A 24,298-nucleotide genomic window follows, 5' to 3' on the forward strand; every position below is an offset into this window, starting at 1 on the left:
GCACTATCTCCCACATTTAATTTTTTAGGTTGGAAAACTTCTTGGTCTTGATTAGTTAATAGGGTATCTTTTGCAGTGCTCAAAACGTAAATTGGGTGTCCCCTTCAATTTCATATTTTGGAGTTGATCTTGATAATCAAGGGAGCAAAAAATGTTTCAGCATCAATAAAACCATTGTCAAGCCAGCGTTCATTTTTCTTGATTTGACTCAAAGAATACATCTTTTCAGGCCGATGGTCAGCAATTTTGCCCAATGAAACTTGCTGACTGGCTCTTAACTTACGAATGTGTTGAATCGTCTCAATGAATTGCCTTGTAATTTTGAGGGATATAGGTTTTTAAGCCACAGCGTTGGACCGTCCTGATTCTATATTTTTGCGTTTTCAATAGCCGCCATGATACTGACTGGCGGCTATTTTGTCAAATAATTAGCTCCATTTAATTTTTACTTATAAGAAGTGTTGGTCTAATAAATTGGTATTTAGTAAAAAAATATTAATTTTTTTACTAATATATTTGAATAAAAACATATTTATTCGAATATATTAGATATTTTTCGAGAACACGTAGAAATATTGAAAAACGAGTTGGCAAAGGGTAATAACAGCGAATTTGGAAGAAAATTAGGAAATATCAGCTCTCAAAATATAACAAATTGGGAAGCTGGATCAAGTTTTACAAATGCTCTGACTATTAGAAAATTCATTGATTTGGACGTAAACTTGAACTGGTTAATTGCAAAAAAAGGAAAGCTTTATCTATCGGAAGAATACGAAAAGCTTTTAAAAGAAAGACAGTTAAGAATGGAGTCGGAGGAGCGAGAAAAAATTAAAGATGCATAGATTGAGGAACTAAAAAGGAAAGAGAACGTTTTTGTCTATTTTAGAAAAAGGCGCTAATAATAAAAAAGCAAGCGACTAATTTAACCAAATAATAACCCCAAAAATTAGCCATTCAAAAATCAAACCCCTAAATTTCGTTTCAAACAAATTTAAAACCCATGAAACGATTTTTATTGCTTATTTCTATTTGTACTTTTCCAATTTTTACGCATGCTCAATGGCGTATTTCTTCCCCTGCCGAAAGTCGTTATTGCGTAGTTAATCCTGCGGGTGAAACCATCATTCCCAATGGTCGAATTATTAAACCTTTGGGTAAAACGTACCGCATTGCGCCACATCCTTACGGTATGGTGATGAGCCACGATGGTAAAACCGTAATTACTGCCAATTCTGGAACTAATCCTTTCTCTATCAGTATTTTACAAAATGTTTTTACGACTAATCCGCAGATTACTCAAATCCCAAATACCCCAAAAACGGATGATAATCTCTTAGCTGCGGTGTTTATGGGCTTGGCAATTTCTCCCGATAATCGCCTTGTGTATGTGGCGGGTGGACAAACGAATAAGGTCTTTATTTTTGACATAAAATCTGGCAAAAAAGTAGGGGAAATAAATTGTAATATTTCCTTAGATAACCAAGATTATTCGGATGGATATTTGGGTGATATGACCATGACAGCTGACGGTTCAAAACTATATGTTCTCGACCAAATTGGTTTCAGAATTGTGGTTATTGATGTGCAGAAAAGGACAGTTATGGACAATGTGAAAACGGGTCGTTATCCTTTCGGCGTAACGCTTTCGCCCGATGAAAAATCGCTCTACGTTGCTAATGTTGGCATGTTTGAATATAGTCTTGTCAAAAACCTTGACCCCAAAAACAAAAATACTTATTTGAAAAAACCGGCCTTTGGGTTCAATACCAAAGAAATGCGTGAAGGCGTAAAAATTGAGGATAAAGAAGTATCAGGATTAGGCGACCCAAACGTTCCTGAATCGTTTTCCGTTTGGGCGTATGACCTTACAGGAAAGCCAAAAGTTACGAACAAAATCAAAACTGGAATCTTGGTTGGTGAGATGATTGAGGGCATTCCTGCGGTGGGCGGGTCGAGTCCAAATTCGTTGGTGGCAACCGATAAATACGTTTTTGTGAGTAACGGAAACAACGATAATATCTCCGTAATTGACCCAAAATTAGGCAAAATTACCAACACCATCAATCTTCAATTAGACCCACGTTTGGGACGTTGGAGAGGTGTAATTCCTTTCGGATTAGCTATTTCACCCGACCAAAAAAGGCTATACGTAGCAGAATCGGGCATTAATGCCGTGGGTGTTATTGATATTCCTTCCATGAAAACTTTAGCGCATTTACCTGTGGGCTGGTTTCCTTCAAAATTAAAAGTGAGCAAGGATAATCAGCAATTGGTCGTGGCGAATGCCAAAGGTTTTGGTTCGGGGGCAAATGGTGGTTCAACGTTTAAAGTAGGTGCGGAGGGAAGCTACATTGGCAGTTTGATGAAAGGTTCAGTAACGGTTTTGAATATTCCGAAAGATCAAGATTTACAGGCGGAAACTGCCAAAACAATTGCTTATAATTTTAAATTTGATGCCCTAAAAAAGAGCGGAAATAATCCCATTCCAAGCTATCCGAAAGAGAAAGAATCGCCCATCAAATACATCGTGTATATTTCCAAAGAAAACCGCACGTATGATGAAGTTTTTGGACAATTAAAACAAGGAAATGGAGACCCATCCATTGCTCGATACGGGTTAAATTCTTCGTTTTCAAACAAGGCAAATACCGAGAAAATTACTAAATCTACCGTTATGCCCAACCATTTATCTTTGGCAAAACAATTTGGAACGGCTGATAATTTCTACGTAGATTCTGATCATTCCGCTGATGGGCATCGTTGGTTATCAGGGGTTTATCCTAATGAATGGACGGAGACACACGTATCCGCTGCCTACGGAGGTAAACGTGACTACAAACAAGAATCCAAAGCGCCAGGACATTTTGCTTTGAATGGCTCGTCGGGCAGTTTTTATCCTGAAGATTATAACCAGGACGGTTCGATGTGGGAGCATTTTGAACGACACAATATTAGTTTCCATAACTACGGATTTACGACAGAACAAGAAGGGAATTTCAGCGATTCGACTATGAAAATCGGGGGTGAAATGTACGGCGTAAATTATCCTTTGCCCAATGCCATGTACAAAAATACTGAGTGGCAATTTCCGACTTATAACATGGCTATTCCCGACCAGTTCAGAGCGGATATTTTCATGAAAGATTTTACCAAAAAATTTATCGGCGAAGGCAAAACGATGCCCCAAGTTGTACCTTTAATGCTTCCAAACGACCACGGGGCGGGCGAAAGACCAAAAGCTGGTTTTCCGTTCAGAGAAAGTTACATGGCGGATAATGACTTGGCGGTCGGGCGAGTAGTGGAGTTTTTAAGCCATACACCTTACTGGAAAAATATGATGATTATTGTCACCGAAGACGATTCGCAAGGAGGCATCGACCACGTGGATGCACACCGCAGTATTTTGCAGATTTATTCCCCTTACGCCAAGAAAAACTACGTTAGTCATCAGCATTTTAGTTTTGGGAGTATCTTCAAAACGATGTGGAATGTCTTGGGCGTACCGTATTTGAATCAGTACGATGCAGGAGCAACTGACCTGTCGGATTTCTTCACTGACCAATTTGATTATACGCCTTACGATGCTGTAAACGTAGATAAACGCATTTTTGACCCACAAAAAGCACTTACACCCATTGAAGAAAAATTTGATTGGAAAGCCCTAAAAGAATCGCCGATTATGGATGATGATGATTACCTTTTCAAAACCCGTGAAGAGGAAGACAAAAAGGAATTGGAGGAAAAAGAATTTCAATCGAATCCAAGATTGTATAAGACAAAAAAGAAGAAGAAAAATTAGACCACAGATCTGTTAGACCACGGATTTTAGGGATTATTACGGATAAAAGAATCAAGTTTATTTCCCTAAAATAACACATTAAAAAAATCCGTAACATCCGTGGTCTAAATCTATAACGCAAACAAAAAAGCTTCTCATTTCTGAGAAGCTTTGTGTTAACCGACATGGATTCGAACCATGAATAACGATACCAAAAACCGTTGTGTTACCATTACACCATCGGTCAATCTTATTTCCTTTAAACTTACGTTGTTCAGAAATGTGATGCAAAATTACACTTTTAATCTTTATGTGTCAAGTCAAATTTAGAAAAAAAAGTAAATTTAATTTCTGATGAAGGCTAAAATATTGATAATGTGGTATTTATCAGTCAAGTATTTTTTGAATATTGAACTAATAAGTATAAACCGACATGGATTCGAACCATAATTTAACCCAAGAAATTAATATTCTGTTAAATTCCAGCCGTTTCTACTTCCGAATTAATTTTCTTAACTAACCCTTGTAAAACTTTTCCTGGGCCACATTCCACAAATATGGTTGCACCATCTTCAATCATATTCTGAACCGATTGCGTCCAGCGAACAGCTCCCGTTAATTGAGCAATTAAATTTGCCTTAATCGTTGCTACATCCTGCGAAGGTTGCGCATTTACATTCTGATAAATTGGGCAAGAAGGGCTTTCAAAGTGGGTCGATTCAATGGCCGCTGCTAATTCCTCACGGGCGGGTTGCATCAAAGGCGAGTGAAATGCACCACCAACTGGCAAAGGCAAAACTCGCTTTGCACCCGCTTCTTTCAATTTTTCTCCCGCTTTTGCCACGCCTTCATTTGAACCCGAAATAACTACTTGGCCTGGGCAATTATAATTTGCCGCTACCACAATTTCGTCGGTTATTGAGGCACAAATATCTTCAATTACTTGGTCGGATAAATTTAAAACCGCTGCCATTGTCGAAGGATTTGCTTCACAAGCTTTTTGCATGGCTAAAGCACGAGCTGACACTAATCTGAGTCCATCTTCAAAACTTAAAGCACCTGCCGAAACAAGAGCCGAAAATTCGCCCAATGAATGACCCGCAACCATATCTGGTTGAAAATCAGCAGTTTCCTTTGCCAAAATGACAGAATGTAAGAAAATAGCAGGTTGTGTTACTTTGGTTTGTTTGAGTTCTTCGTCCGTTCCTTCAAACATAATATCGGTGATTCGGAAGCCCAAAATATCGTTGGCTTGCTCGAAAAGAGCTTTTGCAGATGCTGAGTTATCGTATAGGTCTTTGCCCATACCTTTAAATTGAGAACCCTGACCAGGGAAAACGTATGCCTTCATTATCAATTGTGATTTAGTGAATGAGTGATTGAGTTAATATTTTCAATAACTCATTTGCAAAATTAACTATTCTCTATGCTCAATTAACTATTCACTCACAAAAATCTTTCTCGTAAGTCGGGCGTGGGCATTCTACATGAGTCTGCTTTCCCGAAGATTCGGTAACGGTTTTTTGCAATAATATCATAGAAAAAATCGAGAAAAGGAGTAGGTAAAATGCTAAAAAAAGACAGGTATTTCCAAGAACCAGAAAGGTGTTTTGTGATTTCTAAAGCCGCCGCTGACTTTTGATATAATTGATTGTCTTTCAATAAGATAACCGAATCGAAGTCTTCGGTATTTTTATAAAATTTCCTTAAAATGTCTTGTCCAATTTCAGACTGGAGAGGAGCAAATTTAAAGTGTTTTTCGGGGTCATGGTCCATCACAAAATTAATAGATGCATTACAGAAATTACAGACTCCATCAAAGAGTATTATTTCGTATTTTGTGGAGATATTTTTAATGTTTTCCATTCGAATTTTATGAGAATAGCTTAGGACAACAAAACAAAATTAACTGTAATAAGGTGCTATAAGTCATAAAATTAACTATTTGTTAGTCGATGATGAGGTTTTTTTCTGTTCTATATCCAATCCTACATGGTATTTTGTAATTTTGATTAAACTTATAAAATTTCAAAATGCTTGACATAATTTCCCAAGAGCTAAATGAAGCTCAAATAGTCCTTCAAAGCTTTCTTTCTAACGAAAAAAATGTTACTAATATTGAAGCCGCTGCCCGATTAATGGCTTCAGCTTTACAGTCGGGAAACAAAATAATTTCTTGTGGTAACGGTGGTTCACATTGCGATGCTATGCACTTTGCCGAGGAATTATCGGGTCGTTATCGTGATGACCGTAAGGCTTTGGCAGCAATTGCCATCTCGGATGTGTCGCATATTTCGTGTGTAAGTAATGATTATGGTTACGAATTTATATTCTCTCGTTTTATCGAAGGGCTTGGAAATCAAGGAGATGTGTTGGTTGGATTGTCAACCAGTGGTAATTCTGCCAATATTATTAAAGCCGTTGAAGCTGCCCGTGAAAAGGGCATGAAAGTAATTATTCTCTCTGGAAAAGACGGCGGAAAATTAGCAGGAAAAGCGGACGTAGAAATCAGAGTTCCGCATTTTGGTTACGCCGACCGTATTCAAGAAGTGCATATCAAAGTTATTCATATCATGATTTTGTTGATTGAAAAATTGGTGATTGGAAAATAGGATAATGAATAATTGGCTTTAGTGTTAGTAAAATTTCTGATTAGAATTAACCCATATTTTACCATAAAATACGAAGAACATGAAAAAAATCAATGTAGTATTATCCTTTCTGTTGACGTTTTTCTACAATAATGTTGAGGCACAAAATACCAATAATCAACTCGATGCCATAAAACCGTATTTATCCACAATAGACCAGATTTGCAAGGAATTTGCCGAGAAACAGCATTTGCCAAGTTTAGTTTATGGTTTGGTCGTTGATGGTAGATTGATTCATTCGGGCAATAGTGGTATCATTAACACTGGTACAAAAAACATGGCCAATAATGCTTCAGTTTATCGGATTGCATCCATGTCGAAGAGTTTTGCGGCAATGGCCATTTTGAAATTGCGAGATGCTGGAAAATTACGGTTAGACGACCCCGTTTACCTCTACATTCCAGCATTAAAAGGACAAAAGTTTTCATCCGATTCGCCCGACATAACGATTCGTCATTTATTGACGCACGGCGCAGGTTTTCCCGAAGATAATCCTTGGGGCGACCGTCAATTAGCCATTTCGGACGAAACAATGCTAAAAATGTTCAAAAAAGGTATTTCGTTCTCAAATACTCCCGGCACGGCTTATGAATACAGCAATATGGGTTTTGCGATGTTGGGTTATATCATTAAAAAAGTGAGTGGACAAACTTATCAAACGTATATTAATAAAAATATTTTGAAACCTTTGGGTATGGTAAATACCTATTGGGATTATACAAAAGTGCCTCAAAATCAATTAGTGAAGGGTTATAGATGGTTGGATGAAAATTGGGTAGAACAACCAATGCTTGGCGATGGTGCTTACGGTGCCATGGGCGGTATGCTGACAACCATGGATGATTTTGCAAAATATACTGCTTTTCATCTATCGGCTTCGGTTTCTGATGCGAAAGAATCGCCCGTTTTGAAGCGGAGTTCTTTGCGGGAAATGCACCAACCGTGGAATATCAGTGCGTTTAATATAGAAAATAAAATTGCTAATGGAAAGCCATTTCCTTTTGTATCGGCTTACGGATACGGATTGCGTTGGGTTGAAGATGCCGAACATAAAGTTGGTATTGGACATAGTGGAGGTTTGCCGGGCTTTGGTAGTAATTGGAAAATTTTACCGAAATATGGCATCGGAATTGTTTCTTTTGCTAATCGAACTTATGCTCCTGTAAGCGGATTGAACGCACATATTTTGGATACTTTGGTAGCAATTGCCCATCTAAAACCAAAACTATTGACCGTTTCTGCCATCTTAAAACAACGTCAGAATGAATTAGTGGCACTCTTGCCCGCATGGAAAAATGCTGATAATACGGGTATTTTTGCGGAGAATTTTTTCTTAGATTATTTTCCAAATAGTTTGAGAAAAGAAGCAGAATCGATTTTTGATAAAGCGGGTAAAATATTGAAAATCAATGAGATTGTTCCAGAAAATAATCTTCGTGGAGCTTTTGTTTTGGAAGGAGAAAAAGGAAATATTGAAGTAAGTTTTACGCTTTCTCCCGAAAACCCTGCTTTGATTCAAGAGTATCATATTAAAGAGGTTTCGAAGAAATAGGTTAGACCACGGATTGTACGGATAATGCGGATTTACACGGATTTTTTTAATATATTATCTGTGTAAATCTGTCAAATCCGTAGAATCCGTGGTCTAATTTATAGTTCTAAATTTAACAAATTCCCAAAGCCTTCCGAATCCTCATAATTGATTCTTCAAAAACTGAAATTTCAGCACACAGCGAAGTACGAATATAGCCATCGCCAGCGGTTCCAAAAATTCCACCTGGCGTAATAAACACCGCCGCTTTTTCCAAAATTTCATCCGATAACTCGTAGCCCGTTACATATTTTGCTGGAATTTTTGCCCACACAAACATGCCTGATTGATTTTTATCGTATTGACAATCAAGTAATTGCATCATTTCAAAAGCTTTTTGCTGACGAGTTCGATAGGTTTTGTTTAGTTCATCAAACCAAGATTTATCATTTTTTAAAGCTGTAACCGCCGCCATTTGTAAAGGTAAAAACATTCCCGAATCCATGTTTGATTTAAAGCGTAAAACAGGATTTATAAATGCTGCTTTTCCCGCCAACATGCCAATTCTCCAACCCGCCATATTGTGCGATTTTGAGAGGGAATTCAACTCCATCGCCACTTCTTTCATGCCTTCAATTGACAAAATGCTTTGTGGATCATCGTTCAGAATAAAACTATATGGATTATCATTGACGATTAAAATCTGATGAGCCAAAGCAAAGTCTCTAAGTTCTTCAAAAAAGCCTTTTGTAGCTTTTGCACCCGTTGGCATGTGGGGATAATTTACCCACATGAGTTTCACTTTCGACAAATCTTTTTTGGCTAATTCCTTCAAATCTGGCAACCAACCATTGGCTTCCGAAAGGTCATAATCTACGACTGTTGCACCCGTCAAAAGTGAGGCTGCCCGATAAGTTGGGTAGCCTGGATTGGGTACTAAAACTTCGTCGCCCGCTTCTAAATAGGCCATTGAAATGTGCATGACTCCCTCTTTTGAGCCAATCAGAGGCAATATCTCATCAACAGGATTGAGTTTAACTCCGTAAGCATTTTGGTAAAATCCTGCCATTGCTTCCCGTAAAGCAGGGATCCCCACATAACTTTGATAAGCATGATTTTTAGGATTTTGAGCCGAATTTGCCAAGGCCTCAATGGTGTTAGCAGACGGTGGAAGGTCGGGGCTACCGATGCCTAAATTCAAGACATCAATACCCGAATTTCTCATTTCGGCAATTTGTTTTAACTTGGTCGAGAAGTAATATTCTTGCACCAAATTCATGCGGGAAGCGGGAGTTATTGTCATTTTGAGCTTTGAGCTTTGAGCTTTGAGCCTTGAAGAAAGAGTTCGTAGATTTTACAACTCAATGCTCATTGCTTAAAGCTCATTGCTACATAAAAAAGCCAACCCTTTTCAGAGTCGGCTTGTGTATAATTAGTTCTTTATTTCTGTTTGAACACACCCGACTATTACTGACCGTAGTAGTAATAATAAGTTGAATATGTGTTGTTGTAATTTTTCATTTCCCAAAGGTAATTTGAAAAGTTTATTTTGGCAAATTATCTCAAAAATTTCCCCACTACATCAAACACCAAATCATTCTCAAAACCTCTACTGAGGGCAAATTTTACTAATTTTTGTTTGATAATTAATTTGTTGCTGTCTTTAATATCCCGTGATTTTTTTTCGATAATTTCTTGCAAAGTAATCATATAATCTTCACCGTCAATTTCGCTCATGCCTGCTTTTAAACAGTAATCGGATACGCCACGCATTTTTAATTCTTGGCGAATTTTGATTCTGCCCCACTTTTTTTGTCGGAATTTACTGCCCGCAAATATTCTGGCAAAACGTTCTTCGTTGAGATAATTATTTTCGATTAACCACGTAATGATTGCTTCTGATTCATCGCCAATAACCTCTAATTCAGCGAGTCTTTGTCGAACTTCTTTGTGGGTACGTTCTTGATAGGCACAAAAATTGGCGACTTTTATGAGGGCTTCTTTATTCAATTTGATTTACTGGAATTTGGATTTATCAAAATTAAAGTAAAATATTGATTTTTTGATTAGACATCATTCGTTTGAATGATTTTCTTTCTAAATTTAATGCTTGATTTATTGATTTCAAAAAACGCAAATTTATTTGCACTATTACCTTAAAACCTTCTTAAAAAATGATGAATGATATTGACTTTTTGAAGATTAGTTTAAATAAATTAGCTGGTATTGAGGCTGAAACTTTTAAATTATCAGAAGAATATTGGCAAGTAAAAGAATACAAAAAAGGAGAATTTTATAATGATTATCGCCAAGTTTGTAAACACTTAGGATTTGTGATTGAAGGCGTTTTTAGAACCTATCAATTGGATGAAAAAACGGGCGAAGAAAAGAACGTTTTTTTTTATACCAACAACCAAATTGTGGTGTCGTATGCGAGTTTTATTAATCAAGTTCCTTGTCATTTCTATACCCAATCAATGGTTAATTCTAAGGTTATTTATATTCACATTGATAATTTAACAAAACTCTACAAACAGTCTCACGAGTGGGAACATTTGGGCAGATTAATCGCCGAACAAGCTTCTACATTTGCTCTTTTGAGAACAGAAAGTTTACTCTTCCTCACACCAGAACAGCGTTATTTGGACTTAGTATTACAGCATCCCGACATCATGAATGCCATTCCCCTCTATCATATATCTTCGTATTTGGGCATTCAAGGGCCTTCGCTGAGTAGAATTAGAAAAAGAATTTCGGGTAAAAAATAATTTTTGACGATTTTAACTTGGGTTAAAGTTTTAGTAATATTTGATTAGGAAATTTGTATCATCATTAAACATTAATATTTAAACACAAAGACAATGAAATTTACAAGACAAGCCTCAGCGAATTGGAAAGGAACGGGAATGGAAGGCGTAGGAACAGTTTCTACGGCAAGTACAACCTTAGATAAAGCGCAATTATCATTCAAAACACGTTTTGCCGATGGCGTTGGCACAAACCCAGAAGAATTGATTGGAGCGGCTCACGCAGGTTGTTTTTCGATGCAATTTAGCTTTTTGTTGAACGAAGCAGGTTTCACCGCTGATAATATTGATACAAATGTAAAAGTTACTTTTGAAGACGGAACAATTACAGCGATTCAATTGGATTTAACCGCAACGATTCCGAACATTACGAATGAGCAATTTCAAGCAACTGCTACCAAAGCGAAGGAAGTTTGTCCAGTATCAAAATTGCTAAAAGCTGATATTACATTGACTGCTAATTTGTTGTAATATTTTAAATTTATAAAGCCCCAAAGTCTCAATACCTAACCGCAATGACTTTGGGGTGATTTTTTGTTAAAAGTGAATAGTTAACCTTTACACCTTTCCATAAATTCTTCCGTCCACAAAATTTGCTCATCCGAATTTGGTACACGAAGCCCTCTAAGGTTAGAAATATTTTCAAAAGATTGCTTTACCGATATTCCGTATAAGGTTGAAAATACGCTCGCTGAAATAATGGACACTCGCCCAGTTCCTCCACGGGAGTGCATGAGTATTTTTTTATTTTCATTGATTTTATCAACGATATTTTTTGTTAATTCTTTGGTTTTAAGGTAACTATCGGGAACTTGATGGTCTTCGATGGGAAATTTTATAAAGTCAAAACCTTCTCTTCGGCAATCCATTCGCTCGTATTCCAAGTCCAATTCTTCGTTTTCCTCATCCGTTAAAAAACTAATGACGGTATCCACGTTCAATTTTTTCCAGTTCTCTATTTCTTCCGCTAAATCATCCCCGCCCAAAGGTCGAGACATTATTCCGAGATTATCGTTGAGCCAGAATATTCTTGTTTTCATATTTGTTTTTGGAGCACAGACTAAAGTCTGTGCTCCTATTATTTCCATTCCTGCAAATCTGGTTCGATATAAATCCATTTTACCTCGGGCGTACATTCTCTGATTTCTGCTTCAAATTTATTGATTAACTTACTGATTTTCAGGGCTGTAAGGTCATGCTTGCATTTTATTTTCAAGCACATTAATACTTCGCCAGGGCCTTGTTGAATCGTGATACAATTAATTAAGTCTAAAATTTCAGGGTTTTTATCGACTTGTTTTTTGACTAAATTATTAATCACAGGGTCGGCACTTTCACCAATTAAAAGCGATTTTACTTTTATCGATAAAAATATGGCGACTAAAATCAACACGACACCGATGGCAAATGAACCCAATCCGTCATAATGACCGTCGCCTGTGTAATACGAAGCAAGTAGCGCAGCAATGGCTAAGACTAATCCGAAAACTGCGGCTGAATTTTCGCCAAAAATCACGATTAAATCACTGTCTTTGGTACTTTTTAAGTATTGCCATAAACCAGTTGAGCCTCTTCTGACATTTAATTCTACTAAATTTGAGTAAGTGGCATAGCCTTCCAATACCAATGAAAATAATAAAATTCCAATGCCCCATTCGATATGGTCAACGGGTTCAGGATTATTATATTTATGGATTCCTTCGTAGATAGAGAACATTCCACCGACTGAAAATAGCAACATGGCTACCATGAACGACCAGAAATAAACGACTCTCCCGTATCCTAAAGGATGTTTTTTGTTTGGAGGACGTTGAGATTGCTTTACCCCGACGAGTAACAAAGCCTGATTGGCACAGTCGGAAAATGAGTGAATTGTCTCGGCAAGCATCGCCCCCGAACCTGTCATAAATGCGGCAACACCTTTTGAGGAAGCGATTAATAGGTTTACAATTAAACTTTGGATAATATGTCCAGTGCCGTTTTTTTCCTCTTTTTTCATATTTGTTAATTAATACTACTTTTTCCGAACCATCCGATAAACCAACGAAGGTAAAAATCGCTTTAAATATACGCCAAAAACTTCATACGTTCCACCGATGTAAACTTCTTTTTTATTAGCGACAATCGCTCTGAGGGCTTTTTTTGCAAATAATTCTGCGGTCATTCCCTTGGCTTGATTATCGTCCATTTTGCCGTGTTTCCTCCCCGATGAATCCAAAGCATTGAAGGATATTTGGGTTTTGATATAGCCTGGACAAATAGTAGTGACGTTGATATTATCCTGCCAAATTTCTGCCCGTAATGAATCGAAAAAGGCAATAATTGCGTGTTTTGCAGCTCCGTATCCACCACGTAAAGGAACTCCAATTTTGCCCGCAATGCTACTGACAACCACAAAATGTCCCGTTTTTCGTTCGGTTAAATGGGGTAACAAGGCTTGCGTAAAGGCCACAACACTAAAAAAATCCAGTTCCATCAAATCACGATAAACCTTAAATTGCGTGTCTTTTACATACGAACGTTGGGAAACTCCTGCATTTTGAACAATGAAATCTATTTGTCCGAAATAATCCAAAACAGTATGAACTTTTGCTGGGAATTTGTCAAATTCAAGCATATCCATTGGTAAAACCAAAATATTATTTTCGGCTAAACCTGTGGCTTGGGCAACCCGTTGTAATTCATTTTCACGCCTTGCCGAAAGCACTAAATTTGCTCCTTCTTTGGCAAATTGATAAGCAAGTGCTTCACCAATTCCTGAAGATGCACCTGTTATCCAAACGATTTTGTTTTTTAGATTAATCATAAGATTTGTGGTTCTAACTTAAGGGTGAAATTAATTACGGCATCGCTCTTAGCGATGCCGTAATTTGCCAATTTAATAAGAAGTTAAAAAAAATACTATTCCGAAACCCCAACCAAGTTAAGCATAAAAGCATATTCTCTCGCCACCTCATGAAAACGCTTAAAACGCCCCGAAGCACCGCCGTGTCCTGCTTCCATATCGCAATGAAAGAGGAGGAGATTGTTATTTGTTTTTAAGGCTCTTAATTTGGCAACCCATTTAGCTGGCTCAAAATACTGTACCTGTGAATCGTGCAAGCCAGTGGTTATCAGCATATTAGGATAATCTTTTGCCACCACATTATCAATCGGAGAATATGATTTCATGTAGTCGTAATAAACTTTATCTTTTGGATTTCCCCATTCTTCCCACTCGCCCGTGGTTAAGGGAATTGTTTCGTCTAACATCGTTGTCACCACGTCCACGAAAGGCACACCCGCCAAAATTCCTTTGTATAAATCTGGACGAATATTTGTTATTGCGCCCATCAATAAACCGCCCGCAGAACCTCCGTTGGCAAATAATTTATCTTTTGAAGTCCATTTTTCACTGATTAAAAATTCCGAAACGTCAATAAAATCATTAAACGTATTCATCTTTTTCAACAATTTTCCATCCTCATACCATTGACGACCCATTTCTTGCCCTCCACGAATATGAGCAATGGCAAAGGCAAAACCACGATTCATCAAGCTCAAACGTGCCGCCGAAAAATACGGGTCTGTCGAATATCCATACGAACCGTAAGCGTATTGTAAAAGTGGTTGTGAACCATCTTTTTTGAAGCCTTTTTTGTAAACAATTGATATAGGCACTTTTACACCGTCACGAGCCGTAGCAAAAAGGCGTTCAGTTACGTAATTATCTTTATCAAATTCGCCCAAAACTTCCTGTTCTTTCATCAATTTCTCAACTTTCGTATCCATATTGTAGTCGAAAGTTGAGCCAGGGGTTGTCAAAGAAGTGTAGCTAAAACGCAAAATATTCGTTTCAAAATCAGGATTTGCACCCACGCCTGCATCGTAAGCGGCTTCATCAAATTTTACGTAATGCTCTTTTTTGTCGGTTTGATTAATGATTCTCAAATGCAAAAGGGCTTTACTTCTTTCCTGCAAAACCAAATGATTTTTGAAGACTTCAATACCATCTAAATACGTATCGGCACGGTGCGGAATGACCTCTTTCCAACTCTTCATATCAGCAGTTTTGCCTTCTTCAACTTCCATCAATTTGAAGTTTGACGCTCCATCTGCATTAGTACGAATATAGAATTTACTCCCAAAATGTTCGATATAATACTGTAAACCGTGTTTTCTTGGAAAAAATGTTACAAATTCTCCCGTAGGATTTGAAGCATCCAACAAACGATATTCCGATGAAATTCCGTTATGGTCTGATACGGAAATGATGTATTTTTTCGATTTTGTTCTGCCGATTCCCGTATAAAATTGTGGGTCTTTTTCGGTGTAAACCAATACGTCCGTTTTCGGGTCAGTTCCCAATACGTGGCGATAGGCCTTTGAGGCAAGCAAAGTTTGTGGGTCACGCACCATGTAGAAAATTGTCTTGTTGTCGGTTGCCCACGCATACGAACCGCCTTCGGTATTTTTTATTTGGTCTTTCAATAATTTTCCCGTTTTCAAATCTTTGAATTTGAGGGTATAATTTCTACGGCTGACGGTATCCACACCGAAAGCCATAATTTGCTCATTATCAGCAATTTCGTAGCCCCCAATGTTGAAATACGTTTTGCCTTTTCCCATCGCATTTCCGTCCAAAAGGATTTCTTCTGTTCCTTCCAAAGAGCCTTGTTTGCGACAATACACTGGATATTCTCCGCCTTCTACGTACTTTGAATAGTAGTAATAATTGCCATCTTTCACGGGTACCGATTCATCTTGCTCTTTTACACGTCCTTTCATTTCGTTGAAAAGTTTCTCCTGCAATGCTTTTGTGGGAGACATTACGGTATCGGTATAAGCATTTTCTTCGTTGAGATATTTAATGACTTCTGGATTTTTTGGGTCGTTCAACCAGTAATAATTATCTTCACGAGTATCTCCGTGGAGCGTCATCGGGTGTGGTTTGATAACCACCGTTGGGGCTTTAATTACGTCTGGGTTCATTGGGACTGGTTTTTGTTCTTTTTGGCAAGATGATAATAGTAAAGCAACGCCAATTGTTAGGGATAAGTTTTTCATGGTAAATCTTTTGTGATGAAATGAATTATTTAAAATTAACCAAAATTCAAGAACATTGTTGAGATAAATGGTTAATTAGCTATCAACTAAAATTATCAGAACATGAAAAATATTGCTTATATACTTTTAGGAATTGCAGGAATTATGGTCGCTGTCATATTAATCTGGGGAATTTTGACTTTATTTTCGATGGGCATTAATGAGAAAACACTTATCATCATCATATTCGGTGGAATTGCCTGTTTTGGATTAATTGGAAGAATCATCTACGTGGCTAAGGATTCGAGAAAGTGAGGTAGAATAAAGCATCATTGCCTTTTTAGTACAAAGTAGCACCGACTTTATACGTGCTACTTTGTATTAAATCTTTTAGGTATTTGATTGTTAGATAATTAAATACATTTTTGATATTATTTTACAGTTTTTTCGTCCAGTTTCTGTTGAATCGCTTTCAAAATTACCAACTGTTTCGCTTGACTTTCAAATAATGTTTTTATTTGTTCTTCCAATAATAAATCTACTTTTTGGTGCAAACCTCTCACTTCCAATTCAGCTTTTAGATTTATTAGATAGTCATTTTCACTTCTTTTGCGGTCTTTTTCCTCTTGTCTATTTTGGCTCATCATAATGATTGGTGCTTGCAAAGCGGCTATGCAGGATAGAATCAAATTCATCAAAATAAAAGGGTACGGATCAAACTCTCCTTGTTTTGGAGCATTTGTATTATAAATTATCCAGATAATAAGAATGATAAAAAATGTGATAATAAAGGCCCAACTTCCTCCGAAACGTGCTACTTTATCCGAAATCGCTTGCCCACGAGTCAGTAAATCTTTGGGGGGATTTTGGAGATTTTCAATAATTAATTTTTCATCTTCAATAGTAGCTTCAACGATTGACCTGAGTTTTTTAACTTGGTCAGCCTCCGACTGCAATAAGTTTTTTATATCTTTATCCATTTTAGATTTTATAAGTTTTCTATGCAATGTCACTAAATTTTATGGTTAATCAACCGAAAATCTTTAAAACAGCAAAAAGCACTATCTATTTTTTAGACAATGCTTTTGCTACGGAATAACGATAAATTATAAGGGTCTTCTGCCTTCAATAATTCTTAGAATAACCGCAATCAGGGCGATAACTAAAAGAATATGAATGATTCCGCCAGCACTATAACCGATGAAACCAATTGCCCAGAATATGATAAGGATAACTGCGATGATATAAAGTAAATTTCCCATGATTTTAGTTTTTTTGAAAAAGTTAGTTGGTAATAAGACTTTAAAATCAATGATTATATATGAAATATAATTTCTTAGTGATGTATTTGAGAAAGAAAATCCGCCACCAAAAATGGCGGATTCTTGTCAACACCTAACCACTATTAAAATATTGTTTTCCTCAATTAAGGAATTAAAAAAGTCTTATTCCTATTGTAGCCTGATACCAAGCATTTTTATAACGTGGAGTGGTTGATGTGCCATCTCCGTTATTGTTTTGCACGTCCCATCCTGCTCTCGCACTAATCACAAAACTACTTAAATTGATATCCACACCACCCGTCAAACCCAAAACATTCTTTCTAATATTATCATTGTCGAATACCTTTTGTTGATCAACCATTGTTAGCGAAGTCGTAAAATTATTATTTTGCTTAACCAGAAATGAATATTGAGGTCCAGCCAAAACCGTTAAAAAACTAACCGGTTTAATAGCTAACAAAATTGGCACATCAATAAAAGTAGTCGTGCGTGTGGCACTATAATTACTACCTAAAAATGACCCAGATGCTTTAAAACCCTTTTCTGAATAAATAACTTCAGGTTGAATGCCAATCACTTTTCCTAAGGGTAAAGATAAAAATGCGCCCGCTGCTAATCCGTATTTCCCATCGGCTGTAAATTGCTCGCCTTGAGAATCGTAAACATTTGAATAATTTGTGCCTATTTTTAGGCCAAAGCTAAGTTCGTCACGAGTTTTTTGTGCATAACTATTGCTTATCGCAAAGCCAATAATTGCGGTTAATAACAATAACTTTTTCATTCTGTGTTGATTTAATAAGTTTAGTTTAAATAAATTTCAATAAGATTTAGAGGTAATTTATTTTAGAATGTTAGATGATTATAAATTCTTGTCAATAGATTTATATTTGATTAATCATGGCATAAATTTCCTCTTTTGGCATTCCTAATTTGGCTTCGAGTTTATTGAAAATTTCGTCTTGCGTTCCGCCGTCAGCCATCAAATCCTCTTCCGTCAAAGTACTAAATTGTTGCATCAATTTTTCTTTAATTTCTGCCCAATTTGATGTTGCTTCACCTGATTTTTCCATATCCTTTCCGTTAAATAATTACTCAACAAAGTTCTTAATTATTGGATTGTGAAGTGTTACATAATATTTTAAATAACTTATATTATTCCCACTTCTGAGGGACTTATACTTGTTTTTTGAAAAAGTAATAAGGGAATATTAGACCCAAAAACAAAATGATTGGTAACACTCTGCGCAAAAATTTTCTCAAAAAATAATTTTTCGTGAACTGCCAAAGCCAACACATCTGGTTTGTAAGATTGGATATAAGCTTCGATGCCTTCTACTACATCATCTCGACGGATATTTCTAACGAAAACGTTATCATCATTTTTGAATTCTTCTTTCAGTTCACCAATGCTGGTGGCAACTTGTTCTCCTACTTTCAATTCAAAAGTATCATCAATGTGAATTATTTTACAATTTGCCTCCAATGGTTTAACAAATTCCATCAATTTTTGGGTAGCTAAAATTTCATCTTCTAATAAATCAGCGGCATATAAAAATTTCTGTGGATAATTGATTTTTGCATTGTGCGGAATCACCCACACAGGACATTCCGCTTGTTTCATAATGGTTTGGGCGGTTGTGCCAATCCATTTATCCAAAACATTAGACGCTCCTTTTGTTCCCATCACAATCATATCGGCATTAATATTTTTGGTCGTTTCCAAAATCGAATCTGCCACAAAGCCGTATATGATTTTATATGAAATTCGTTCCTCCGTTAAATTCGTATTTTCCATGAATTTCTGTTTGAAATTAGCCATGTTTTCTTCCGATACTTTTTTGCTTTGTATAGCATACTCTTCAACATTGGCAGAAATTTGATATTCATTTATATCCGTCATAATGGGTACAGAATAACAATTCATGATGACAATATTTGCGTCAAATTTTTCTGCTAACATTCCTGCATATTCAGAAGCTTGAAAGGCATTTTCACTAAAATCAGTGGGGAAAAGGATCGTTTTCATAGTTTTATATTAAAGGAAACATTGATTGATAATTAAATACAAAAATACTATGCCAGTTGATTAGAAAATCATAGTCACAGTGGAATTATGAAATTAAATATCAATGATCCAAATTATATCATGAGTTGTAGATAAACCACAAAAAAAGCCGACTCTTGGCATAAGAATCGGCTTTTGATTGTGTATGTATTTTAAACAATAAATGGGCTTGCAATCGCTAAAACCGCCTCTTTTGTCAAAGGTTCGTCAAATGCTTCACTAATGGCTTCGTTTGATTTACCTGCCAATCCTGTTAAATTTACACCCCCTTGCGTCAAGTTATCATCCCCTGCATACACTGCTGTTGGACTGCCTTGTGCTAAGGTTATCCACCCTTTTGCTCCCACCACAAAACCTCTGGTGTTCAATAAACGACGCACAACCGAAGCGTGACGTGCCTCCACTGAGTGAATTTGTAAAGCATATTGAAGTAAGGGTTTATCTTCCGTTGCAATCAAATTGCCAGCTTGTCCTTTGTAAGCACGAACGCCTGTATCTTCCAAAGCGTGCGACACAATCGCAAAGGTTTTATAATTACTGAAAACATCTGGGAATGCACCTTTTGCCGTGAAGTCAAACACTGGCTTTGAGATAACATTTGTTCCCAAAGCACCTACTAAAAAGGCAACGTGTTGCGTTTCGTGTTTACTGATTTGCGCAAAAATTGCTTTATCCGAATCTGGAATTAAACCCGATGTTGAAAGTGCTTTTTTGTAAAACTCATCTTCAAGGTATTCGAGTGTCAACGCAAATTTTAATACATCCAAAGCGCCTGGTGTTGTAGCGTAGGCTTTATTGAGCATACCCGCCACCAAAGTTGGAACGGCAACGGCTGATACTTTTTTACCGAGTGTACTAAACATTCCACGGCGTGAAACATGGTCGAGTCTTTCAAAAACTTCGCCATCGATTTTTTCTATATCTGATAATATATTGAAAATATTCATGATTTCTTAATTTTAATGTTGATGATTTTGCAAATATATAGCGAACATAAAAACATAGTCTAATGAGCTGTTTTAAGGTTTACGTAGGTCTTTCTTATTTGCTTTAAAATTGATTAAATAAAATGCTTTTGTTACTAAGCCGTTGGCAGATTTGCACCGCTAATTTTCGTCTTTATATAAGGCTGTACGGCCGCTAAAATTACAGAAGGCATTTTTGCAGCATCCAAACCATTTCCATCAATGATATCATCTCCTGCAAAAAAGGCTGTTAAAGGTTTCATCAAATCAGCAATTGCTGCTGCGTGACGAGCTTCAACCGAAACAATCTTGCCTGCTAAAAGCAAATAACCAGCATCTTTAATCAATTTCCCCGCTCCATTATAAGCAGCGACTCCTGTATCTTCAAAAAGTTTAGCCGCTCCCAACACTTTATCACGACTTGTGAAGTCAATTTGAGAAAAATCAGGTGTTAAACCACCGATAGCATTAGCTCCCAAAGCAGCTTTGAAGAAGTCTCTGTGAATGATTTCATGGTCTCTAATGTCTGTTAAAACTGCTGTTTCAGCCGCTGACATTCCAGTGTAAGGAGTCGTAAGCACTTGAATATAAAAAGCGGCTTCCAATTGTTCAAGGGCATATGCATAATTTAAAATACCCACATCGCCCGAACCTAAATCTACTGTTCCTGTGGCTGGTGCAACTACCTCAGTGTCTTTTTTACATCCTACGGCAAAAATAGCAACCCCTGCAGCAGTAGTCAAACCTGCGGTGCGTAAAAAATTTCGGCGACTACCCGAAGACTGCATTACTTCGGCGGTGCGTTCCACTACCGATAGATCAATTTGTGATTTCTCCATTGTAAAAAAATAGTTTAAATGATGAATTGTACTTAAATATAAAAGTTTAGAAATTAAAATTTTGGCATAGTGATAAAATCCTAAGTTTTCAAAAAAACAAAGAAATTATAATCATAAATGCGTGTAGTCATTTTATAAAACCTCAAAACTCTTTAATTCTGAAGGATTTTTTAATTCGACATTTCTCGACTGAAACGCTTGTGACTAACTTACGAGAAAAGATTTAGGTTGGATTGGTGAAAGTAAATTTTTATTCAATCTTTTTCAATAAGTATAAAAAAACTGGCCTTTATCCGACGTTAGTTTTCTAAGGTCAAACAAAAGCCAGACTTCCAAAATTGTCATTATCGGTTCTCTTCCCAATTGGTTTTCATGTCATGATAATTTTCATCCGAAACCGTCGATTTACTTTTGGGATTAGAAGTTCCTGCTTTTTTCTTAGCATTAATATTATCTACCAAAGAATTCTTTTTCGTGTCTTTCTTGGGCGTTTCTTTATTATTTTTCGAATTTTTCATAGGTTCTGTCGGTAAGATTTATAAGTTAATCTTGCGTTCTTCAGCCGATACTAAATTACTTCCAGTAGCCAACGATGCAGTCATCTTCAAGAAATTAATCATTCTATTGCCATCTACGTCCCAGTAATAAGAGTTATGCACAGCAACTTTTATTAATGAAATATTGGGGTCATCTTTTCCTGCCTTAAACCAATTTTTAACGAGCGGATTCCAGTATTCTTCGATTTTATCACGGTCGAAAACAATTTCTGCCTCTCCATTTATTACCAAATAACTGCTTTTACTCGGGTCAGAAAAGCGTAATTGAACGTGCTTATCTTGTTTTATTTCCTTATTTTTATCACTATCAATTCCACTAAAAAAACCACCCATTTCCTTCGTCATCTACTTCCTGACCGCTCATGGGGCGACAAGTAGAGCCATCATCAGTGTTAGGTTTGTAGAGAAAAGACAAATCCTTATATCATCCACCAAATCCTTTAATTTTTCGACACCTTCATGTGCTTTTAAATTGTTTGTATTGCTCATGTTTTCAATTGTTTTGGGTTCGTATTTTTTTAACGGTGATATATATACGCAAATAAAAATTATGGTAAGTTATGCTTCAGGTAATCTTCGGTTTACCCGTAAAGATATCCTGTAAAATACTGATAGAGAAAGGATTAGTGCCAGAATTTGCGGCAATTTTGGTTTTACCATCGAGGCTCATTGCCATTCCATAAGGGTGCGGCGCAATGCGGTACGTTTTACCCAAAGGTTTAATAATTCGACCGTTAGGAATGATGGTTTCACCCGCAGGATTGAAGACACAATAACGGTTTTCGGCAGGAGCATAAATACGCCATTGAGCGTGCGTAAAAATTAAAAAAGTACAAATAGAAATAAGCAATAAAATCGTTTCATGGGTTTTAGACTTGTTAGAAACGAAATTTAGGTGTTTGATTTTTGAATGGCTAATTTTTGGGGTTATTATTTAGTTAAGTTTTATTAGCATACCGTTTGATAAATTTTTCACCTTTGTCGTATTTTTCTCTAACAAGCTACCGTCCGAATTGTAAAAGAAAAATACTACAAAGGTAAAATTATACAAAAACAGTCTCTCAAACCCTAAAATTTAATAGACTATTTTATTTCTAAAGTACCCAATAAGCCAATTTTTTCTCTAATCAGCTCAAAAACACCCCTTTTTGAGCCGATTAGCCTCAAAACCCCACAAAATCGTTTTTCCCTTATTAATTCCGTAAATTTGTAGCTGTACAACAATTATATGGTAGGGGCGTATCGAATACGCCCAAAATATCTGCCAGCGAGACGTATGCGATACGCCCCTACAATTGTGATAATCCTTACAATATGTCATTCGAATCATTAAACCTTATTGAACCCATCCAAAAAGCCTTGACGGCGGAGGGTTATACCACGCCTACGCCTATTCAAGCGCAGGCAATACCAATTATCTTGCAGGGAATAGACCTTTTGGGCGTGGCTCAGACGGGTACGGGAAAAACGGCGGCTTTTGCCATTCCAATTCTTCAATTATTACATAAAAATCATACTTTTAATAAAGGTAAGCGTTCCATAAAAGCCCTCATCATCACGCCTACCAGAGAATTAGCGATACAAATAGATGATAGTTTTGAGTCGTATGGTAAATATACTGGACTAACGCACACGGTTATTTTTGGAGGTGTAAAACAAGGAAAACAAACCGATGCCCTACAAAATGGGGTCGATATTTTAGTGGCAACCCCTGGTAGATTATTGGACTTAATTAACCAACGATTTATCTCTCTGAAAGACATTCAATTATTCGTTTTGGACGAAGCCGACCGTATGTTGGATATGGGTTTTGTCCATGACATCAAAAAGGTTCTTGCCATTCTTCCCGAACGTCGTCAGTCTTTGTTTTTCTCGGCTACGATGCCTCCTGAAATTCAGAAATTATCAGACAATATTCTTTACAAGCCACAAAAAGTAGAAGTTACACCCGTTTCATCTACGGCAGATACCATAAAACAAGCGCTTTATTTTGTCGATAAAAACAATAAAAATGCCTTGTTATTGGATATTTTGGCGGATAAAACGATTGAAACGGCTTTAGTTTTTACTCGTACAAAACACGGAGCGGATAAAGTTGTAAAAACGCTTTTGAAAAGTAATATCAAAGCCGAAGCCATTCACGGAAACAAGGCTCAGAATGCTCGTCAGCGGGCTCTGGAGAACTTTAAGGCAAAAACTACTCGTGTTTTAGTAGCAACGGATATTGCCGCCAGAGGTATTGATGTGGACGATTTGGCTTACGTTATCAACTTTGAAATGCCGAATATTCCCGAAACTTACGTACACAGAATCGGGCGTACAGGTCGTGCAGGAGCCAATGGAACGGCTTTCTCATTCTGTGAAACCGAGGAAATTCCGTATTTGAAAGATATTCAAAAATTGATTGGTAAGAAGATTCCTGTTATCGAAAATCACGATTATCCGATGAGTACCCAGCCGGTTGTGGAATTGTCGAAACCACCTCAGCAACAACAAAACCGAGGAGCTTCTAAACCAAATGAGGCGAATAAAGGAAAGAAGGTTTGGTTTAAACGGAAATAAATGAATTATAACAATTTAGGTTTGTATCCGTAACAATTTACTTCTACTTCTGACATTTATAAGATTTATACAAAAAATATGAAAATAGTACAAAATTTTATATAAATATATCAAGTAAAACTTGTTTCTTTCCGTGAAATGTTTGTTCTCTCTTTAAACATTGATTTTCTTTGTAGTCATTTTTAGGAATGGATATAAACTCAACAATTCTTTCACTAAAAATAAAAACTTAGAA

Annotated in this window: 26 protein-coding genes and 1 tRNA gene; 8 read left to right on the forward strand and 19 right to left on the reverse strand. The window is 36.7% G+C overall.

All coding sequences use genetic code 11. From position 1 onward, the window contains the following. Positions 1 to 575 precede the first annotated feature (575 nt). Both AC1W31_RS13685 and AC1W31_RS13690 read left to right on the forward strand, forming a co-directional pair. Positions 576 to 842 carry a hypothetical protein gene (locus AC1W31_RS13685; protein ID WP_481735025.1) on the forward strand — a complete coding sequence of 89 codons (267 nt, stop codon included), beginning with the start codon at positions 576 to 578 and terminating at the stop codon, positions 840 to 842. A 158-nt stretch (positions 843 to 1,000) separates the two neighbouring features. Beyond that, positions 1,001 to 3,799 carry a bifunctional YncE family protein/alkaline phosphatase family protein gene (locus AC1W31_RS13690; RefSeq protein WP_481735026.1) on the forward strand — a complete coding sequence of 933 codons (2,799 nt, stop codon included), beginning with the start codon at positions 1,001 to 1,003 and terminating at the stop codon, positions 3,797 to 3,799. A gap of 155 nt (positions 3,800 to 3,954) precedes the next feature. Here AC1W31_RS13690 and AC1W31_RS13695 read toward each other — a convergent pair. From AC1W31_RS13695 to AC1W31_RS13705, 3 genes are all read right to left on the reverse strand, one after another. Then, positions 3,955 to 4,025 (reverse strand) — tRNA-Gln (locus AC1W31_RS13695). A 228-nt stretch (positions 4,026 to 4,253) separates the two neighbouring features. Further along, positions 4,254 to 5,129 (reverse strand): ACP S-malonyltransferase, encoded by an 876-nt coding sequence (fabD, locus tag AC1W31_RS13700; protein ID WP_481735027.1) that lies wholly within the window; start codon positions 5,127 to 5,129, stop codon positions 4,254 to 4,256. A 95-nt stretch (positions 5,130 to 5,224) separates the two neighbouring features. Continuing rightward, positions 5,225 to 5,644: a thiol-disulfide oxidoreductase DCC family protein gene (locus tag AC1W31_RS13705; RefSeq protein ID WP_481735028.1), complete on the reverse strand. Its 420-nt coding sequence runs from the start codon at positions 5,642 to 5,644 to the stop codon at positions 5,225 to 5,227. A gap of 167 nt (positions 5,645 to 5,811) precedes the next feature. Here AC1W31_RS13705 and lpcA point away from each other — a divergent pair, with 167 nt between their 5' ends. Then, on the forward strand, positions 5,812 to 6,390 hold the full coding sequence (lpcA, locus tag AC1W31_RS13710; protein ID WP_481735029.1) for a D-sedoheptulose 7-phosphate isomerase: 579 nt from the start codon (positions 5,812 to 5,814) through the stop codon (positions 6,388 to 6,390). 79 nt (positions 6,391 to 6,469) lie between these two features. Beyond that, positions 6,470 to 7,981, forward strand: coding sequence for a serine hydrolase domain-containing protein (locus AC1W31_RS13715; protein WP_481735030.1), 1,512 nt, complete (start codon positions 6,470 to 6,472; stop codon positions 7,979 to 7,981). 112 nt (positions 7,982 to 8,093) lie between these two features. On the opposite strand, the gene AC1W31_RS13720 is transcribed toward AC1W31_RS13715, so the two are convergent. Together AC1W31_RS13720 and AC1W31_RS13725 are read right to left on the reverse strand one after the other, a co-directional pair. Further along, positions 8,094 to 9,263: a pyridoxal phosphate-dependent aminotransferase gene (locus tag AC1W31_RS13720; RefSeq protein ID WP_481735031.1), complete on the reverse strand. Its 1,170-nt coding sequence runs from the start codon at positions 9,261 to 9,263 to the stop codon at positions 8,094 to 8,096. Positions 9,264 to 9,517: 254 nt separating this feature from the next. Next, positions 9,518 to 9,970: a regulatory protein RecX gene (locus tag AC1W31_RS13725; protein ID WP_481735032.1), complete on the reverse strand. Its 453-nt coding sequence runs from the start codon at positions 9,968 to 9,970 to the stop codon at positions 9,518 to 9,520. Positions 9,971 to 10,134: 164 nt separating this feature from the next. On the opposite strand from AC1W31_RS13725, the gene AC1W31_RS13730 reads away from it, so the two are divergent. Both AC1W31_RS13730 and AC1W31_RS13735 read left to right on the forward strand, forming a co-directional pair. Continuing rightward, entirely contained in the window at positions 10,135 to 10,728 is a 594-nt protein-coding gene (locus tag AC1W31_RS13730; RefSeq protein WP_481735033.1) for a Crp/Fnr family transcriptional regulator, read from the forward strand. A gap of 93 nt (positions 10,729 to 10,821) precedes the next feature. Beyond that, positions 10,822 to 11,238, forward strand: a complete 417-nt coding sequence (locus AC1W31_RS13735) for an OsmC family protein (protein ID WP_481735034.1) — start codon at positions 10,822 to 10,824, stop codon at positions 11,236 to 11,238. An 80-nt stretch (positions 11,239 to 11,318) separates the two neighbouring features. On the opposite strand, the gene AC1W31_RS13740 is transcribed toward AC1W31_RS13735, so the two are convergent. From AC1W31_RS13740 to AC1W31_RS13755, 4 genes are all read right to left on the reverse strand, one after another. After that, positions 11,319 to 11,807, reverse strand: a complete 489-nt coding sequence (locus AC1W31_RS13740) for a phosphatase domain-containing putative toxin (RefSeq protein WP_481735035.1) — start codon at positions 11,805 to 11,807, stop codon at positions 11,319 to 11,321. A gap of 38 nt (positions 11,808 to 11,845) precedes the next feature. Continuing rightward, positions 11,846 to 12,766 (reverse strand): cation diffusion facilitator family transporter, encoded by a 921-nt coding sequence (locus AC1W31_RS13745; protein ID WP_481735036.1) that lies wholly within the window; start codon positions 12,764 to 12,766, stop codon positions 11,846 to 11,848. 15 nt (positions 12,767 to 12,781) lie between these two features. Continuing rightward, positions 12,782 to 13,573 carry an SDR family oxidoreductase gene (locus tag AC1W31_RS13750; RefSeq protein ID WP_481735037.1) on the reverse strand — a complete coding sequence of 264 codons (792 nt, stop codon included), beginning with the start codon at positions 13,571 to 13,573 and terminating at the stop codon, positions 12,782 to 12,784. A 95-nt stretch (positions 13,574 to 13,668) separates the two neighbouring features. Further along, positions 13,669 to 15,813, reverse strand: coding sequence for a S9 family peptidase (locus AC1W31_RS13755; protein WP_481735038.1), 2,145 nt, complete (start codon positions 15,811 to 15,813; stop codon positions 13,669 to 13,671). Between the two features lie 102 nt (positions 15,814 to 15,915). On the opposite strand from AC1W31_RS13755, the gene AC1W31_RS13760 reads away from it, so the two are divergent. Next, the gene (locus AC1W31_RS13760) at positions 15,916 to 16,107 is read left to right on the forward strand and encodes a hypothetical protein (protein ID WP_481735039.1); all 192 of its coding nucleotides are present in this window, start codon (positions 15,916 to 15,918) and stop codon (positions 16,105 to 16,107) included. A 116-nt stretch (positions 16,108 to 16,223) separates the two neighbouring features. Here the strand turns inward: AC1W31_RS13760 and AC1W31_RS13765 are convergent, their stop codons facing one another. From AC1W31_RS13765 to AC1W31_RS13810, 10 genes are all read right to left on the reverse strand, one after another. Further along, on the reverse strand, positions 16,224 to 16,772 hold the full coding sequence (locus tag AC1W31_RS13765) for a DUF1003 domain-containing protein (protein WP_481735040.1): 549 nt from the start codon (positions 16,770 to 16,772) through the stop codon (positions 16,224 to 16,226). Between the two features lie 126 nt (positions 16,773 to 16,898). Next, positions 16,899 to 17,054 carry a lmo0937 family membrane protein gene (locus AC1W31_RS13770; RefSeq protein WP_481735041.1) on the reverse strand — a complete coding sequence of 52 codons (156 nt, stop codon included), beginning with the start codon at positions 17,052 to 17,054 and terminating at the stop codon, positions 16,899 to 16,901. Positions 17,055 to 17,226: 172 nt separating this feature from the next. Further along, positions 17,227 to 17,856, reverse strand: a complete 630-nt coding sequence (locus AC1W31_RS13775) for a porin family protein (RefSeq protein ID WP_481735042.1) — start codon at positions 17,854 to 17,856, stop codon at positions 17,227 to 17,229. Between the two features lie 100 nt (positions 17,857 to 17,956). Then, positions 17,957 to 18,145 carry a hypothetical protein gene (locus tag AC1W31_RS13780; protein WP_481735043.1) on the reverse strand — a complete coding sequence of 63 codons (189 nt, stop codon included), beginning with the start codon at positions 18,143 to 18,145 and terminating at the stop codon, positions 17,957 to 17,959. A gap of 77 nt (positions 18,146 to 18,222) precedes the next feature. Continuing rightward, a complete protein-coding gene (locus AC1W31_RS13785) occupies positions 18,223 to 19,101 on the reverse strand; it encodes a universal stress protein (RefSeq protein WP_481735044.1) in 879 nt (292 codons plus the stop codon). A 191-nt stretch (positions 19,102 to 19,292) separates the two neighbouring features. Further along, positions 19,293 to 20,087 (reverse strand): ferritin-like domain-containing protein, encoded by a 795-nt coding sequence (locus AC1W31_RS13790; protein ID WP_481735045.1) that lies wholly within the window; start codon positions 20,085 to 20,087, stop codon positions 19,293 to 19,295. 134 nt (positions 20,088 to 20,221) lie between these two features. Next, positions 20,222 to 20,944 (reverse strand): ferritin-like domain-containing protein, encoded by a 723-nt coding sequence (locus AC1W31_RS13795; RefSeq protein ID WP_481735046.1) that lies wholly within the window; start codon positions 20,942 to 20,944, stop codon positions 20,222 to 20,224. A 344-nt stretch (positions 20,945 to 21,288) separates the two neighbouring features. Beyond that, entirely contained in the window at positions 21,289 to 21,462 is a 174-nt protein-coding gene (locus AC1W31_RS13800) for a hypothetical protein (RefSeq protein ID WP_481735047.1), read from the reverse strand. Between the two features lie 18 nt (positions 21,463 to 21,480). After that, positions 21,481 to 21,846 carry a pyridoxamine 5'-phosphate oxidase family protein gene (locus AC1W31_RS13805; RefSeq protein WP_481735048.1) on the reverse strand — a complete coding sequence of 122 codons (366 nt, stop codon included), beginning with the start codon at positions 21,844 to 21,846 and terminating at the stop codon, positions 21,481 to 21,483. 220 nt (positions 21,847 to 22,066) lie between these two features. After that, the gene (locus tag AC1W31_RS13810) at positions 22,067 to 22,351 is read right to left on the reverse strand and encodes a hypothetical protein (RefSeq protein WP_481735049.1); all 285 of its coding nucleotides are present in this window, start codon (positions 22,349 to 22,351) and stop codon (positions 22,067 to 22,069) included. Positions 22,352 to 22,815: 464 nt separating this feature from the next. Here AC1W31_RS13810 and AC1W31_RS13815 point away from each other — a divergent pair, with 464 nt between their 5' ends. Continuing rightward, positions 22,816 to 24,063: a DEAD/DEAH box helicase gene (locus AC1W31_RS13815; protein WP_481735050.1), complete on the forward strand. Its 1,248-nt coding sequence runs from the start codon at positions 22,816 to 22,818 to the stop codon at positions 24,061 to 24,063. Positions 24,064 to 24,298 lie beyond the last annotated feature (235 nt).

The organism is Arcicella sp. (assembly GCF_964672035.1).

Bases quoted from the DNA above. Each gene is read 5' to 3' on its own strand.
- AC1W31_RS13750 (WP_481735037.1), bottom strand. From the start codon at position 13,573: ATGATTAATCTAAAAAACAAAATCGTTTGGATAACAGGTGCATCTTCA.
- AC1W31_RS13745 (WP_481735036.1), bottom strand. From the start codon at position 12,766: ATGAAAAAAGAGGAAAAAAACGGCACTGGACATATTATCCAAAGTTTA.
- AC1W31_RS13770 (WP_481735041.1), bottom strand. From the start codon at position 17,054: ATGGGAAATTTACTTTATATCATCGCAGTTATCCTTATCATATTCTGG.
- AC1W31_RS13705 (WP_481735028.1), bottom strand. From the start codon at position 5,644: ATGGAAAACATTAAAAATATCTCCACAAAATACGAAATAATACTCTTT.
- AC1W31_RS13785 (WP_481735044.1), bottom strand. From the start codon at position 19,101: ATGAAAACGATCCTTTTCCCCACTGATTTTAGTGAAAATGCCTTTCAA.
- AC1W31_RS13740 (WP_481735035.1), bottom strand. From the start codon at position 11,807: ATGAAAACAAGAATATTCTGGCTCAACGATAATCTCGGAATAATGTCT.
- AC1W31_RS13805 (WP_481735048.1), bottom strand. From the start codon at position 21,846: ATGACGAAGGAAATGGGTGGTTTTTTTAGTGGAATTGATAGTGATAAA.
- AC1W31_RS13780 (WP_481735043.1), bottom strand. From the start codon at position 18,145: ATGGAAAAATCAGGTGAAGCAACATCAAATTGGGCAGAAATTAAAGAA.
- AC1W31_RS13765 (WP_481735040.1), bottom strand. From the start codon at position 16,772: ATGGATAAAGATATAAAAAACTTATTGCAGTCGGAGGCTGACCAAGTT.
- AC1W31_RS13775 (WP_481735042.1), bottom strand. From the start codon at position 17,856: ATGAAAAAGTTATTGTTATTAACCGCAATTATTGGCTTTGCGATAAGC.
- AC1W31_RS13755 (WP_481735038.1), bottom strand. From the start codon at position 15,813: ATGAAAAACTTATCCCTAACAATTGGCGTTGCTTTACTATTATCATCT.
- AC1W31_RS13815 (WP_481735050.1), top strand. From the start codon at position 22,816: ATGTCATTCGAATCATTAAACCTTATTGAACCCATCCAAAAAGCCTTG.
- lpcA (WP_481735029.1), top strand. From the start codon at position 5,812: ATGCTTGACATAATTTCCCAAGAGCTAAATGAAGCTCAAATAGTCCTT.
- AC1W31_RS13795 (WP_481735046.1), bottom strand. From the start codon at position 20,944: ATGGAGAAATCACAAATTGATCTATCGGTAGTGGAACGCACCGCCGAA.
- AC1W31_RS13760 (WP_481735039.1), top strand. From the start codon at position 15,916: ATGAAAAATATTGCTTATATACTTTTAGGAATTGCAGGAATTATGGTC.
- AC1W31_RS13720 (WP_481735031.1), bottom strand. From the start codon at position 9,263: ATGACAATAACTCCCGCTTCCCGCATGAATTTGGTGCAAGAATATTAC.
- AC1W31_RS13790 (WP_481735045.1), bottom strand. From the start codon at position 20,087: ATGAATATTTTCAATATATTATCAGATATAGAAAAAATCGATGGCGAA.
- fabD (WP_481735027.1), bottom strand. From the start codon at position 5,129: ATGAAGGCATACGTTTTCCCTGGTCAGGGTTCTCAATTTAAAGGTATG.
- AC1W31_RS13715 (WP_481735030.1), top strand. From the start codon at position 6,470: ATGAAAAAAATCAATGTAGTATTATCCTTTCTGTTGACGTTTTTCTAC.
- AC1W31_RS13730 (WP_481735033.1), top strand. From the start codon at position 10,135: ATGATGAATGATATTGACTTTTTGAAGATTAGTTTAAATAAATTAGCT.
- AC1W31_RS13800 (WP_481735047.1), bottom strand. From the start codon at position 21,462: ATGAAAAATTCGAAAAATAATAAAGAAACGCCCAAGAAAGACACGAAA.
- AC1W31_RS13735 (WP_481735034.1), top strand. From the start codon at position 10,822: ATGAAATTTACAAGACAAGCCTCAGCGAATTGGAAAGGAACGGGAATG.
- AC1W31_RS13690 (WP_481735026.1), top strand. From the start codon at position 1,001: ATGAAACGATTTTTATTGCTTATTTCTATTTGTACTTTTCCAATTTTT.